Here is an 11049-nt window from a genome sequence, read left to right on the forward strand (position 1 = left end):
CGTCGATGCGGTTGACGGTGACGCCATCCCCGTACCAGTCTTCACCGATCACTCCGTAAACGGTGATGGTGTCGGAGGTGGTCTCCACGGCGGCCCGGAGCGCCGGATTCCATTTTTCGAGCGCGCGCGGACTCAGTTCGCAGTTGAAGCTGCGAGCATTGACATTCAGTGGCATGGTTACTCCTGAGCCTGGCCAAGCCAGTTTTTAAGGGCTGCTTGGGCGGCCTGCCCATCGGTTGACTGGCCGAGTTGATCAATGGGCGCCAGGTTGGTCTGGACGGTGAGCACCGCGGCATTGCCGCCGTGTCGTGGCAGGTTCTCTTTCACCCTGCACTCGTCACGGGTCATGATCCCGTTCTGGGTCATCTGGCTATACCATGCAGCGCGGCCTGCGCTGTCGGCCTTGAGGAAAGCTTCCAGCGAGAATTCCGCGTAATACATCCGACGATCCACGGGAGTGAGCAGACGCTTGTTTACGCACTGCTGGATCTGGCTGGTGACTGAGCTGATGCAAAAGGTCAGGAACGCAATCATCTGTTGTTCGAGCCCGGTTCCCCAGTTGCTGCCCGCGTCGGTCTTGCCCACCATCCACGGCGGTACGCCGAACCACCGGCATATCTCCTCAATGCTGTGACCCCTGGACTCCAGCAGTTGCGCATCCACAGGGTTGATGCCGATGGTTTCAGCCTTGACCCCCTGCTCGAGTACCGGCGATTTCCCGGCGTTCATCGCGCCGGAGACAGTCTTCACGTACTCTCGGAATTCTTCCCTTTGTTCAGCCTTGAGGATGCGGTCGACGCTGAAGGCGACCGTCGGAAGAAGCCCGTTTTTGAAGGTCCCGTTCGCTGCGTCGTCGGCAGACATCGCCGAGCCGAACACATCGGCGCCGAAGCGGATCGCGGACATTCCGACTCGACCGTCGATGCTGAACGCCGGAATGTGCAGCATGTCCGTTCGGGCAATTTGCCGTCGGGGTCCTTTCTTCGGGCGGTACCAGTACTCGAGGCGTCCATTGTCATCGACTTCGAGATCGACTCGTGAAGGCATCAGAAAGTCCAGCGCGACGACGCGATTGCCAGAGCGGTGAATCTCGCAATAAGCGTTGCCCCACAACAACATCGAGGCGACGACGGCCTGCCAGAACTGGAAAGCCGTCATGTCTTCGTTTGGGCTGTTGTGGATGACGTCGTATAGCGAGAAATCTCGTGCATCTTCGCGGTCACCGTCCGCCTTGCGACGGTAGATCCCCAGCGGAAGCCCGGCCACCGAAGTCGAGATGATCCGCACGCATGCCCATACGGTGGACAATCGCATGACGTTGTCGACATTAACGGCTTTGCCGGAACTGGACTGCCCACCAAGCCATGAGCCCCAGAACCCTCCGTCGCTCAGGCGTATGGCCTTTCCGGTCCAGTCGCCGAGCGACTTCATCGGCTTGGCCGCAGCCCTGCCGAGAACCAGCGAAAGAGATTTATTCACCGGCTAATCCTTTCTTGATGAAGCCTGAGATCATGAACATCGAGACGGAAGCGGCGATCAGTGCCCAGCCACTGCCGAACAGCGTGAATACGCCGCCGACCAGCAGGCCAAATCCGCACAGCGCTGCGAGTATGAAAAACGCCAGTGGCAGGTTCATGCGATTATTGGGTTCCGAATGGAGTCCATGAATGATTCGTTGTTGTCTGGCGATCCTCCCGCAAGCACGCGGTTAATCGCCATAATCAACCCCACAATCCCGTCGATTTTGTTCTCTGGCCGTTCTTTGTTCGGATAAATGTTGTCTTTCACATCCAGCTTGGCGACTACGTTGCTGGCCATCCAGGTGAGAATCGGGCAATCCCCGTGAGCAAGAACCCGTCGAAGCGTCAAGGCTTCCAATTCCTTCATCGGCTCACTGATGTTCTGCACCGTCTGACGGATTTCCACCATCGGCAATCCCTCGGCTTCCATCTCCTGAGCAAGCTGAGTGGCCTGCCATGGGTCGTACGCAACGGCCTCGATGTCGAAGCGCCCCGCGAACTCGCGCAGATCCTCCTTGATGACCTCGAAGTCGATTACCTCGCCGTCGGTCAGGGTCAGCAGGCCGAGAGCATCGAACTCGCGGTACCGAGAGGTATTGCTGTCCAGTTCCTCAATGACCCGCGCCTCGGGCAAGTAATACCTGCCGTGCACGTGCCAATACGGATCGTCGTCGACAGGCGGAAACAACAGGATGTTGCCCGCGATGTCGATCTTGCTGGCCAGATCGAGGCCGATGATGCAGCGGCGTCCCTCAAGCTCGGTGAGCGACTTGCGCGCCGGAGCCTCTTTCCAGCGCAGCATGTTGATCCAGGCGTTCTTGGCGCCCACCCATTCGTTCAAATGCTTGGTGCGGAACGTCGCCTGCTTGGTCGCTGACTGCATGGCGTCGCGCTGGCGGGCCAAGAGGAAATCAGCGTTGATCGATACGCCATGGTTCGGATTCGCCTTGATCAGCGAGGCCTCTGACGTCCAGTCGTCACCCTTGTCGATGGTGTAGAGCATCGCCCACAGGTCAGGCCGATCAATTACCCCTTCAAGCATTCGCTCGGCATCACGGACAAGCAGGTGGCATGGCCCGCCAATGCTCGATCCTGCCGTGGTGATGACCAGCATAATGGGCTGCTCGCGAGCGCCCATGCCGGTTTCCATCGTGTCGAACAGAGTGCTGTCCTGGTGTTCGTGATATTCATCAACGATCGCACAGGACGGTGAGCTACCGTCTCCTGGCTTGCCGATCACAGGCTCGAAACGCGAACCATCGTCCGTGCGGCACATATTCGAAGCGTTCACATCAACGCCGTAGTGGTCACGCAGTTCGGGCGTACGGTCGACCATTAGTTTGGCTGGGCGGAAAACCTCCCACGCCTGTTTCTCGGTCGTAGCGCCTGAATACACTTCGGCGCCGAACTCGCCATCAGCGGTGAACATGTAGATGCCCAGGCCGCCGCCGATGATTGATTTACCGTTCTTGCGTGGTACGAATATCAGGATGGTCCTGTACCGACGCGTGTCGTCTTTCTTGTGCAGCCAGCCGAACGGTATGCACACACCAAACAGTTGCCAGGGTTCGAGCTTGATCAGTTCACGCTTGTTGGCCCACTTTCCCTTCGTGTGAGGCAGCAACTGCAGGAATTTTGCGACCTTCTCCGCCCTTGCGGGGCTGAAATGGTATGGATACTTGGAGTCTTTCGAGCGTTCCAGGTCATCAAGGTGACGCTGGCACGCAAGCTTTATCCATTTGCACGCCACAATCTTCCCTGAAATCACTTGGACGGCGTACTTCTCTGCCGCCTTGACCAGGGGATAAGTCTGCTTTCTGGCCATTAGAGTTCCGCAAATGGGTTGCCCTTCGGCGCCTCCTTCTTCCCGCCGACCTTCGCGCGGTCCGCCGGCGTCATGCCGAACTTGCCGAGCAGTGCTTCGAGACGAACAAGCTTGGCTGCGGTGAACTCGATAGGGTCATCGCGAAATTGCGCCAGAAGGTTGGCGGCAATCTCCAGGCTGATCCGGTCTGAATTGGTCAGCACGTCCAGCGGCGCGACCTCGGCGATTTCATTCCAGGCATGAAGTACTGCGCCGTTGATATGGTCGGGCGCGCTGGTCAGCGGTCCGGAAGATTCGGCATCCTGACGCTTGCGCTCGGGGTGTTTCTTGAACGACCCGCGCAGCTCGAGCACGTTGGTCGGCGTCCTCGGTCGGGCCATTTGCTAAAACCTGTATTTTGGAGAAACGTAAAAAGAGTTTCGGGCGCGGTCTAGAAGCCAAAGGCTCCATACTTTTGACCCTCCCCACCCCCTGAAAATGGGAATATTTCTCACTCCAGAAAATTTCGATGAAGTTTCACGAGAATCGATCTCATTCACCCACCACGGGCACCAGACGCCTTTGCGTTGCCCCATCCGCCGTCCTCTGTCGCCGTCTTGCGGCTGTGGCATGAATGACACAGCGCTTGCCAGTTCGATCGTGTCCAGAACAGATCCTTGTCGCCTCGATGAGGAACGATGTGATCGACATCAGTAGAAGCTGCGACCAGACCCGCACGCTCGCACATGACGCACAATGGGTGCTTGGCAAGGAATCCCTTTCGCGCTTGCTGCCACTTGTAGCTGTAGCCACGCTGGGTGCTGCTCTCCCGCCGCTCATCGTGCTGCTGTGCTGCTTGCTTGGTCAGGTGCTCATGCTTCGGGCAGTAGCGGGTGCCACGTACCAGCGCGCCGCATGCTGGGGCGCTGCACGGTTTAAGAGGTCTGGCACCCATCAGCGCACCGGGCTTCCGTCCATGTACGTTCGAGGCTGAGCGTCTGGATCTTCAGGCTCATCCTCTGCCATCGCTTGGATCAGCAGGTCGAGCCTGTCGCCTATCTTCTCCATGGCCTCTGCTCCACGCTCCTGGGCCACAGCAATGCGCCGAAGCAGAGTTACCAAGTCTTCACTCATGGGGCACCTTGGCATATTGCCGGGACTCGTCAGACAGCGAGGTCACATCAGCGACGACCATTGTTGCATCGGCAGTGACCGGCTGGATGATCTCAGGAAGCACAGTGATCGTCGCTTCCTACAGGCCGCCCGCTCTTGCTGTGAGAGTGACTTCTTTAACGCGGGCCAACTCACTCCCGTCGCTCAGCATCACCTTCGTTCCCGCCGCCAGTTGTGCGCTGCCGAGCTTCTGGCTCGGTGGGGGCAGAATCGTCACGACGCTCAAGGATTTTTGCTGCTCGCTCATATGCGATTCGACTCCACTTGGCGGCCCACTCTCTGGTTCGGGCGCAGGTTGAACAGGCCATCACCAACCTCCGGCTATCTTGGTTCCGATGGCTACTCCGGCCAGGAACACGAACCACACAAGCATCAAACCCATGGTTGGGGCGTGATCACCAGTGAACGTTCGCATTGGCGGTGGTGCGGGTGGCGGCTGCCATCCATGTGGACGGCCTCGCCATTCAACAGTGGGCGGTGGCTTGCGCTCCATTGCTCATGTACCCCGCTAGCGTTGTGAAACTCTATAGGCGGTTACGCCGCCTTCTTAGCCAACGCCACCAGATGCTCCCACTCGGCCTCAATGTCGTGGCCCAGGGTGATCAGCAGCGCCTTCAGCTTGTCGGTGTCGATCGCTGTGGTTTCAACGATGGCTGGGGTTTCGGGGACAGCGGGCGCGGCAGCTGCAGTAGATGCGGTATCAGCCATGGTCGGCTCCTTGGTGGTTTTGGTGAAAAGGGTTTTGATCCAGGCAAGCAGGTTCATGGCTTCTCGGCCTCGGTAGGCGCGCCACGACATGGGCGCTGCTGAATTCGTGGCGCCGCTACTGGCCCGCCTTCTCGGCAGCTTCCTTCGCGGTGCTCGCAGCCTGGTTGGCCGTGCTGGCTGCTTCCTGGGCCTTCTCGGTGGCGCGCTCGGTCTTACTGCTGATGTTGTCCATGCGCAGGTCGCGCTGCCTCAGTGCTTCGTCATAGGCGGCACGAACGACATCGACCTGCTTGATGTACGCCATGGCCAGCGACCACTGGGCGATCTGGAAACCGAAGATGCCGCCGCCACCGATCAGGAGCGCGGCGATAAGCCAAACCTCTGCCCTGCGCCACCAGAGCCGAGCGATAAATTCCATAGCGATTCGGTGCATCAGCTGGCGCCCCCAACCTGTGACCGAAGCCGCGATATCTCGGTGCTTTGTGTGGTCACCTTGTCTGTGAGTTGCGCGACCTGGCTGGTAAGGGCTTCGATCTTGCCCTCCATCCGGCCAACTGCGGCGGCGAGTTCGTTTCGTTCTTTCGCAAATTGATCGGCCCGCGTCTCGGCGGCTTGCCGGGCGGTGCGTTCGGAATCCAGCAGTTCGTTCAAGCGACGGACAGTGCCGATGTCGGCGTTGTCCATGGCGCGCTCTGTGGCGTCCCTGGAAAGGAACTTGCGCAACCAGAGAAATGCACCCAACAACACGGTTCCCGTACCGCCCAGCCAGGTGGCTGTGCCTGCGCCGAGGTCGGTAGGGTCAACCATGGGTTACTCCATGGGCGGAATCAGCTTAGTGAATTCGCCGGTAAACAGGTGATGAATGGCACCAGAAAGCAGTTGTCATATAGGCCCTTTGGGCCTAATATACAGACATGGGAAGCGCACACCGCCCGGCCCGAAAACCCCAAAGGGAAGAACACATGAGCATCGACATGACCACCGCCGAACTCGAAAAGATCCACTCCGAGATCGCTAAGCTGATGGCCGAAACCAGCAAGCTGAACGCGGAGACCATTAAGTTTCGCAATGAGGCTCACAAAGTGAGATGGGAAATCTTCTGGTATCCCGTAGCGATAGCATCCGGCCTAGTGGGTGCGGTGGCCGCAGCCACGCTGGCACTGACCAAGTACCTCTCCTGATTCCAAAGCCCCGCGAAAGCGGGGTTTCTCGCAGGTGGTCATGAAAAAGATAACCCGCTATACCCCGCCGTCCACCAATAGCCTGACAAGCTTCAAGCGCGAACTGGACATGACCGGTAACCAGATGGCTGACTTAGCCGGGCTCGCCGATGGCCGGCAATGGCGCAAGTACACCGGTGGTGCCACCCCCAGGGAGCTAAGCGCACAAATGCTGTTCATGCTGGCAGCCCGGCTTACGCTCTCTGATGCCGAGCTTGAAGCCGTTTACGCGAAGATGAGAGAGATCGGCGCCGAGATCGAACTTGGGGATTGAGACGTGCGCCACTCAGTCGAAAAACTCACTCAGATCAGCTCTCTTTTCCTGCATGGTCAGTTCACCAAGCTTGCGCGGATTCCCGCACATCCAGCATGAGCAGACCTTGCCATGGTTCGCGAATACTCCGGCATTCTTCGCCGATGCGACCCAATCTTTCGCCTTCTGAATTTGTTTGAATCTTGCCTTCATCCGGCGGGTGTCATGCCGCCTTTGTGCTCTTGTCATATCCGTCTCCAATAGCCAGATATGACGAAGCCCCGGCAGATTTCTCTGGCGAGGCTTTTGGGTCTATCCCCAACGTGCGCAGGAATGACAGGATGGGGAAATAATCGGCCATGCGGCCATGTGATGTCAAGCTGCCGCTGCAAAAAAGAGCCCTTCATATTCCAAGAGCTTTCCCGCATCGTTTAGAGCCTCGCTCACCATGCCTTCCAGCGCATCCTCTACCCCCTTCCGCCACCGGCGCCGGGTTCGCTCCGGGTTGGCCTCGGGATCCCAGCGGTTCACATCGTAGAACTCCTGGGGCAGCACGATCATATCGGTTGAGCGTTTGCCTTGAACACCGAGCAGCCTAGGAATGGCCCACGCCGTCACCGCATTGATCACGAACAGCTTGGGGGCATGGCTGGCGATCAATGGGTGTAGTTTGGCGATTGCCTGGACCTTGCGCGCGCGGTGCGTGCTGTACTTCGCGACCAGCGCATCCCAGTGCCGAGGCTTCAGTTGGCTGTGCAGCCTGGCGTAGATCCAGCAGTCTGCGTCCATGCGGGTAATGCTGCCCTGCTCTACCGACTGGCTCAGCGTAACCAGATCATGCCCATCTGCGCTGCCGGGCCGGTACAGCTTCTGCCAGGCCTGCTTGCTGGTGTTGTCGATGGCTTCGGCGGCCAGGGCGGATACCACCGCGGCCAGTACGCTGGTGTAGATCATGCTGCCTCCCCTTCTACTGCTTGAATGCGAACGCGCACGGCGCCGCCCTTGGTGGTTTCTTTGCTCATGCGCAATTGGGGGATGAAGTTGCGGTCATCCACTTTGAGTGCGTCTGCGATGCCATCGAGCAGGGCCTTACAGGAGGACAGCAGATTGTCCAGATCGCGGCGCCGGGCATCAGGCGGCACAAACTCCATGACCACCAGCAGCTCACCGGCGGGGGCGGCGATCTTGGCCTGCAACGCCAGCAGGTGGCAGTCCGCCCGGTACTTGCGCGCCGCCCTGGCCTTTTTGGACCAATGCACGCGCTTGTTCGGGCTGCAGGCCGCCGGCGGCCATGGCAATTCCAGCATCGTCATTTCTATACCTGCGCCTTGTATTGCTTGATCTGCGCGTACAGCGGTGCGCGATCCTTGTCGGATGCCAGGCTGGCCACCTGCTTGGACAGGGCGTTGAGTGCGACAAGGGTGTCGTGGCTGGAAACGGTACCCGCCTGCCAGGCGTTGAAGGCGTCCGTGATCTGGTCGGCCAGGGTGGTGGCCGGTGTTGCGACCGTAGCGACCGGTACCGCGGCCGCCCCATGGCACACCGTCAGCGCGGAGAAGGTGGTCCGCCCTACCCCTGTTCCTCCGACCTTCTCCTGGCTGTAGACGCCAGCCTTGAAATACCAGGTGTCGTTGGCATATGAGGCCATGTCGAACTGGTAGCCATCGGCCGGCAGGGTGTCGTTCACGACCTGCTGGCCATTGATGAAGAACTTGGCCTTGCCGTCCTTGGAAACCTCAACTCGGTAGGTGAATTGCTCGCCCAGTTTGTAACCGGTCAGCAGCTTGGGCTTGTCCTCTGTGCCATCGAGCTTGCGGCGTAACTGGGCGTAGATCGTCGTTCCGGTGATCTGGATCTTCAGGGGCGGGTGGTTTCCATCGCCGTGGATCTGGCCGATGATGGCCTTCTTGCTCGCGGGCAGCTCGTCCACCGACAGCGTGGCTTCGATGCTGTGCAGATCAGCGCTACCGGCCTTCCAATTGGCTTCCTTGTCGTCGCCATTGGCCAGCGTCTCGCGCAGCTCCGAGCGCGGGTAGGTGCTGTTCTTGGTTGATTTGATGTTTTCCCCACTCGACGGCGCGATGAAGGTCAGCGCCCCATCGGACTGCCGGACGAAAAACTGATCGGTGTAACCGGCGTTCAGCGTCTTGGTCGGGATGACCGTCGCACCGGCTGGAATGGTCAAATTCCAAAGAGAAAGGTCGATCATGCTGCCACCCCCTGCACCTTCATGAGCCCCTGGCCAATCCAGTAGGCTTGTGTTTCAGCTACGGCGCGGATCACGTCGCGCCAGTCCACCGCTACGCGCGTGCCGTCGAATGCGTTGCGGGCCCGGCCATCCAGCAGATCGTGGCAGCTCGAGCAGGCGAAACAGGCCATGTAGTCCGGGCCCTTCATGCCCATGCCCTTCTGGCCGCACGGCACGTGGGCGAGCACGGTGGTTTCCGGGTTGCGATTGCATATGCCGTAGAAGCGCAAGGCACATTCCTGGCCCCGGGCGCTGTCGCGGAGTTTCTTGCTGACCACTTTCATGCGTAGCTCCCGATCATGTCGGCGGCAGCCTGGGCCTGCGCCTCGGTTTCGAAATGCGCGGACAGCACCAGGCGCCAGCAGGCGTTGAACACGTCGCGGTAAAGGGGCTCGAATTCGGCGTCGTCCATGTTTGCCCAGCTGATGGACTTACGCTCCTTGCGGATGCCGTCAGGGGTCTGCACCAGGTGGAAGTGGCCGGCCTCGATGGTTATCCAGTCGCGGAAGGCCTCGCGGCTCTTCTCCACGGACGGGAAGCGCGCGGCGCGCTCGGCCTGGAGTATCCCGATGTACGCCTTCACAGCATCTTCCAGTTGCCCAGGCCTACCGTTCAATTGCTCGAAATACCTGGCCAGCCCGAGAATGCCGCGCATTTCCTGCCGAGGGATCAGGCCGCCGGCGGGTTCCCAGTACTCCCACGCCAGATCGAGCATCGAGAAAAACTTCCCGTGGAATTTGGCGTTGCGCATCTTGGTGAACTTGCCGTGGATGACCTGGCCGGCCTTCCACTTCTGCATGGTTTCGCGATCGGCTTCGGTGGCGGGAACAAGGCCTTGAGCGGTACGGATGAGGGCTACTTCAGCCATGACTGGCCTCCTTGCTCATGGTCAGTGCCGCATCAATTGCTTCGTCCAGTAGTTTTTCGCTAGGGCAGTAAGCCCCGAGCTTCGTTGACTGTTTGGGGTCAACAACGGCGCAGATAGCCGAGCCATCCCAGTGCTGATTCCTGAACCACCGATACCGCTCGGCATCCTTGCGCAGCGCTTTCAGCTCATCAGGAGTATCGAGGCCAGGCTCGACGCCCCCATTGGCGGCATCGCAGTTAGCGCAGACACCATTGTTCGCATCCATAAACCCGGCGCCGTAGCTGTTCACCGGATAGCCGTCACCGCAGGCGCACCAGACCATTTCCGTGCTGGGTATCTGATTGCGCAGCCACTTGTTCTCCGCGCGCAATTGCTGCGTTACTGGATCTTGGCAGCCACCATGCGGCGAGCACATACCGGGTGTCTGGCAGCGCATCATGGATTTTCGGCAGATGAGGTCGGTCATTGGGCGACCCCCTTGCTCATTACGAGCGCCTTGTTCCAGACCTTGCACCATCCACACTCTTTGCCAGCCTTCGCGCCGTTGTCTTCGTCCCAAACACCGGGGAGCCTGTGGCAATGGCCAGGGGCATTACCTGGACTCATGTGCTTAGCATGAGGTATCTCGCTCACCACTGCGGCCATGATGCCGCGCAGCGCCTCAACCTCGGCCTTGAGCTGGTCGCGCTCGCTGAGGGCCGTCTTGGTTCCCATGCGGCGGCCTTCGTCATAACCCGACTGCCAGCTATTAGGATCTCCCTGCAGCGTGGCTACCTGAGCCGAAAGCTGCTCAATCTCCGCAATCAGCGCCAGGATGGTGGCCGGGTTGGCGGCGGCGATGAAGAGCGCGTCCGGTTCAGGGTCATCCGCTGGGGCCGACCCGACGATGATTCGGAAACGGCCCAGAGCTGTCACCGCGTAGCAGAGATCATCTGTACGGGCTGACCATGGCCCTGGCGTTGCAGCCTCAGCCAGCCGCTTCAGCTCTGCATAGTCGATGGTCATGGCGCCACCTTCAGGCCAGCGGCCTCGATTGCCATCCGAGCATCATCAATGCCGCTGTCCCAGGACTGCATGTTGGAGTTGGTGGGGTCATTCCATTTGGAAGGAAGCTCCACCACGACAGCCGCGCGGGAGGCTTGCCATGCCTGATAGGCCAAGTGTGCCGGGTACTCCTTGAAGCAATTTCTCTCCGGCTGCCACTCAGCAGTCAGCCCATGAACTTCGAGCAGCCACGCCTCAAACTCTTCCCGCA

At 59.7% G+C, this 11049-nt stretch carries 21 protein-coding genes; 2 read left to right on the forward strand and 19 right to left on the reverse strand.

Features of this window, described 5'->3' with window-relative positions; genetic code table 11:
- Positions 1–177: 177 nt before the first annotated feature.
- From HAQ05_RS26955 to HAQ05_RS27000, 10 genes are all read right to left on the reverse strand, one after another.
- Positions 178–1479 carry a phage portal protein gene (locus HAQ05_RS26955; protein ID WP_190427193.1) on the reverse strand — a complete coding sequence of 434 codons (1302 nt, stop codon included), beginning with the start codon at positions 1477–1479 and terminating at the stop codon, positions 178–180.
- Complete coding sequence (locus tag HAQ05_RS26960; protein ID WP_190427196.1) at positions 1472–1636, reverse strand: hypothetical protein; 165 nt, start codon at positions 1634–1636, stop codon at positions 1472–1474. The genes HAQ05_RS26955 and HAQ05_RS26960 overlap by 8 nt, the downstream gene beginning before the upstream one ends.
- Positions 1633–3345, reverse strand: a complete 1713-nt coding sequence (locus tag HAQ05_RS26965) for a terminase large subunit (protein WP_190427199.1) — start codon at positions 3343–3345, stop codon at positions 1633–1635. The genes HAQ05_RS26960 and HAQ05_RS26965 overlap by 4 nt, the downstream gene beginning before the upstream one ends.
- Positions 3345–3698: a hypothetical protein gene (locus tag HAQ05_RS26970; RefSeq protein ID WP_190427202.1), complete on the reverse strand. Its 354-nt coding sequence runs from the start codon at positions 3696–3698 to the stop codon at positions 3345–3347. Before HAQ05_RS26970 ends, HAQ05_RS26965 begins: the two co-directional genes overlap by 1 nt.
- 182 nt (positions 3699–3880) lie before the next feature.
- Positions 3881–4279 carry an HNH endonuclease gene (locus HAQ05_RS26975; protein ID WP_190427205.1) on the reverse strand — a complete coding sequence of 133 codons (399 nt, stop codon included), beginning with the start codon at positions 4277–4279 and terminating at the stop codon, positions 3881–3883.
- Positions 4279–4458 carry a hypothetical protein gene (locus HAQ05_RS26980; RefSeq protein ID WP_190427208.1) on the reverse strand — a complete coding sequence of 60 codons (180 nt, stop codon included), beginning with the start codon at positions 4456–4458 and terminating at the stop codon, positions 4279–4281. Before HAQ05_RS26980 ends, HAQ05_RS26975 begins: the two co-directional genes overlap by 1 nt.
- 118 nt (positions 4459–4576) lie before the next feature.
- Positions 4577–4744 (reverse strand): hypothetical protein, encoded by a 168-nt coding sequence (locus tag HAQ05_RS26985; RefSeq protein ID WP_190427211.1) that lies wholly within the window; start codon positions 4742–4744, stop codon positions 4577–4579.
- Between the two features lie 287 nt (positions 4745–5031).
- Positions 5032–5262 (reverse strand): hypothetical protein, encoded by a 231-nt coding sequence (locus HAQ05_RS26990; protein WP_190424168.1) that lies wholly within the window; start codon positions 5260–5262, stop codon positions 5032–5034.
- A gap of 58 nt (positions 5263–5320) precedes the next feature.
- Complete coding sequence (locus HAQ05_RS26995; protein WP_190424166.1) at positions 5321–5638, reverse strand: hypothetical protein; 318 nt, start codon at positions 5636–5638, stop codon at positions 5321–5323.
- Entirely contained in the window at positions 5638–6012 is a 375-nt protein-coding gene (locus HAQ05_RS27000) for a chemotaxis protein (protein ID WP_190427214.1), read from the reverse strand. Before HAQ05_RS27000 ends, HAQ05_RS26995 begins: the two co-directional genes overlap by 1 nt.
- A 155-nt stretch (positions 6013–6167) precedes the next feature.
- On the opposite strand from HAQ05_RS27000, the gene HAQ05_RS27005 reads away from it, so the two are divergent.
- Complete coding sequence (locus HAQ05_RS27005; protein WP_420825799.1) at positions 6168–6386, forward strand: hypothetical protein; 219 nt, start codon at positions 6168–6170, stop codon at positions 6384–6386.
- Positions 6387–6426: 40 nt separating this feature from the next.
- Positions 6427–6699, forward strand: a complete 273-nt coding sequence (locus HAQ05_RS27010; RefSeq protein ID WP_190427217.1) for an XRE family transcriptional regulator — start codon at positions 6427–6429, stop codon at positions 6697–6699.
- 12 nt (positions 6700–6711) lie between these two features.
- On the opposite strand, the gene HAQ05_RS27015 is transcribed toward HAQ05_RS27010, so the two are convergent.
- The 9 genes from HAQ05_RS27015 to HAQ05_RS27055 form a co-directional block, all read right to left on the reverse strand.
- Positions 6712–6927, reverse strand: coding sequence for a hypothetical protein (locus tag HAQ05_RS27015; RefSeq protein WP_190427220.1), 216 nt, complete (start codon positions 6925–6927; stop codon positions 6712–6714).
- 126 nt (positions 6928–7053) lie between these two features.
- Positions 7054–7632 (reverse strand): hypothetical protein, encoded by a 579-nt coding sequence (locus HAQ05_RS27020; RefSeq protein WP_190427230.1) that lies wholly within the window; start codon positions 7630–7632, stop codon positions 7054–7056.
- On the reverse strand, positions 7629–7991 hold the full coding sequence (locus tag HAQ05_RS27025) for a RusA family crossover junction endodeoxyribonuclease (RefSeq protein ID WP_190427232.1): 363 nt from the start codon (positions 7989–7991) through the stop codon (positions 7629–7631). The genes HAQ05_RS27020 and HAQ05_RS27025 overlap by 4 nt, the downstream gene beginning before the upstream one ends.
- A 2-nt stretch (positions 7992–7993) precedes the next feature.
- Positions 7994–8887 carry a polysaccharide lyase family 7 protein gene (locus HAQ05_RS27030; RefSeq protein WP_190427236.1) on the reverse strand — a complete coding sequence of 298 codons (894 nt, stop codon included), beginning with the start codon at positions 8885–8887 and terminating at the stop codon, positions 7994–7996.
- Positions 8884–9210: a nuclease domain-containing protein gene (locus HAQ05_RS27035; RefSeq protein ID WP_190423588.1), complete on the reverse strand. Its 327-nt coding sequence runs from the start codon at positions 9208–9210 to the stop codon at positions 8884–8886. Before HAQ05_RS27035 ends, HAQ05_RS27030 begins: the two co-directional genes overlap by 4 nt.
- The gene (locus HAQ05_RS27040) at positions 9207–9794 is read right to left on the reverse strand and encodes a DUF1367 family protein (RefSeq protein ID WP_190427238.1); all 588 of its coding nucleotides are present in this window, start codon (positions 9792–9794) and stop codon (positions 9207–9209) included. Before HAQ05_RS27040 ends, HAQ05_RS27035 begins: the two co-directional genes overlap by 4 nt.
- A complete protein-coding gene (locus HAQ05_RS27045) occupies positions 9787–10260 on the reverse strand; it encodes a hypothetical protein (protein ID WP_190427243.1) in 474 nt (157 codons plus the stop codon). Before HAQ05_RS27045 ends, HAQ05_RS27040 begins: the two co-directional genes overlap by 8 nt.
- Positions 10257–10799, reverse strand: coding sequence for an ead/Ea22-like family protein (locus HAQ05_RS27050; RefSeq protein WP_190427245.1), 543 nt, complete (start codon positions 10797–10799; stop codon positions 10257–10259). Before HAQ05_RS27050 ends, HAQ05_RS27045 begins: the two co-directional genes overlap by 4 nt.
- Positions 10796–11049 (reverse strand): phiTE_015 family protein (locus HAQ05_RS27055; RefSeq protein WP_190427248.1); only part of this gene is annotated, 254 nt, incomplete at its 5' end. The genes HAQ05_RS27055 and HAQ05_RS27050, both read right to left, overlap by 4 nt.

The sequence above is a fragment of the Pseudomonas typographi genome (assembly GCF_014694385.1).
GTDB lineage: Bacteria > Pseudomonadota > Gammaproteobacteria > Pseudomonadales > Pseudomonadaceae > Aquipseudomonas > Aquipseudomonas typographi.

Bases quoted from the DNA above. Each gene is read 5' to 3' on its own strand.
- HAQ05_RS26960 (WP_190427196.1), bottom strand. From the start codon at position 1,636: ATGAACCTGCCACTGGCGTTTTTCATACTCGCAGCGCTGTGCGGATTT.
- HAQ05_RS26965 (WP_190427199.1), bottom strand. From the start codon at position 3,345: ATGGCCAGAAAGCAGACTTATCCCCTGGTCAAGGCGGCAGAGAAGTAC.
- HAQ05_RS26975 (WP_190427205.1), bottom strand. From the start codon at position 4,279: ATGGGTGCCAGACCTCTTAAACCGTGCAGCGCCCCAGCATGCGGCGCG.
- HAQ05_RS26980 (WP_190427208.1), bottom strand. From the start codon at position 4,458: ATGAGTGAAGACTTGGTAACTCTGCTTCGGCGCATTGCTGTGGCCCAG.
- HAQ05_RS26985 (WP_190427211.1), bottom strand. From the start codon at position 4,744: ATGAGCGAGCAGCAAAAATCCTTGAGCGTCGTGACGATTCTGCCCCCA.
- HAQ05_RS26990 (WP_190424168.1), bottom strand. From the start codon at position 5,262: ATGAACCTGCTTGCCTGGATCAAAACCCTTTTCACCAAAACCACCAAG.
- HAQ05_RS26995 (WP_190424166.1), bottom strand. From the start codon at position 5,638: ATGCACCGAATCGCTATGGAATTTATCGCTCGGCTCTGGTGGCGCAGG.
- HAQ05_RS27000 (WP_190427214.1), bottom strand. From the start codon at position 6,012: ATGGTTGACCCTACCGACCTCGGCGCAGGCACAGCCACCTGGCTGGGC.
- HAQ05_RS27005 (WP_420825799.1), top strand. From the start codon at position 6,168: ATGAGCATCGACATGACCACCGCCGAACTCGAAAAGATCCACTCCGAG.
- HAQ05_RS27010 (WP_190427217.1), top strand. From the start codon at position 6,427: ATGAAAAAGATAACCCGCTATACCCCGCCGTCCACCAATAGCCTGACA.
- HAQ05_RS27015 (WP_190427220.1), bottom strand. From the start codon at position 6,927: ATGACAAGAGCACAAAGGCGGCATGACACCCGCCGGATGAAGGCAAGA.
- HAQ05_RS27020 (WP_190427230.1), bottom strand. From the start codon at position 7,632: ATGATCTACACCAGCGTACTGGCCGCGGTGGTATCCGCCCTGGCCGCC.
- HAQ05_RS27025 (WP_190427232.1), bottom strand. From the start codon at position 7,991: ATGACGATGCTGGAATTGCCATGGCCGCCGGCGGCCTGCAGCCCGAAC.
- HAQ05_RS27030 (WP_190427236.1), bottom strand. From the start codon at position 8,887: ATGATCGACCTTTCTCTTTGGAATTTGACCATTCCAGCCGGTGCGACG.
- HAQ05_RS27035 (WP_190423588.1), bottom strand. From the start codon at position 9,210: ATGAAAGTGGTCAGCAAGAAACTCCGCGACAGCGCCCGGGGCCAGGAA.
- HAQ05_RS27040 (WP_190427238.1), bottom strand. From the start codon at position 9,794: ATGGCTGAAGTAGCCCTCATCCGTACCGCTCAAGGCCTTGTTCCCGCC.
- HAQ05_RS27045 (WP_190427243.1), bottom strand. From the start codon at position 10,260: ATGACCGACCTCATCTGCCGAAAATCCATGATGCGCTGCCAGACACCC.
- HAQ05_RS27050 (WP_190427245.1), bottom strand. From the start codon at position 10,799: ATGACCATCGACTATGCAGAGCTGAAGCGGCTGGCTGAGGCTGCAACG.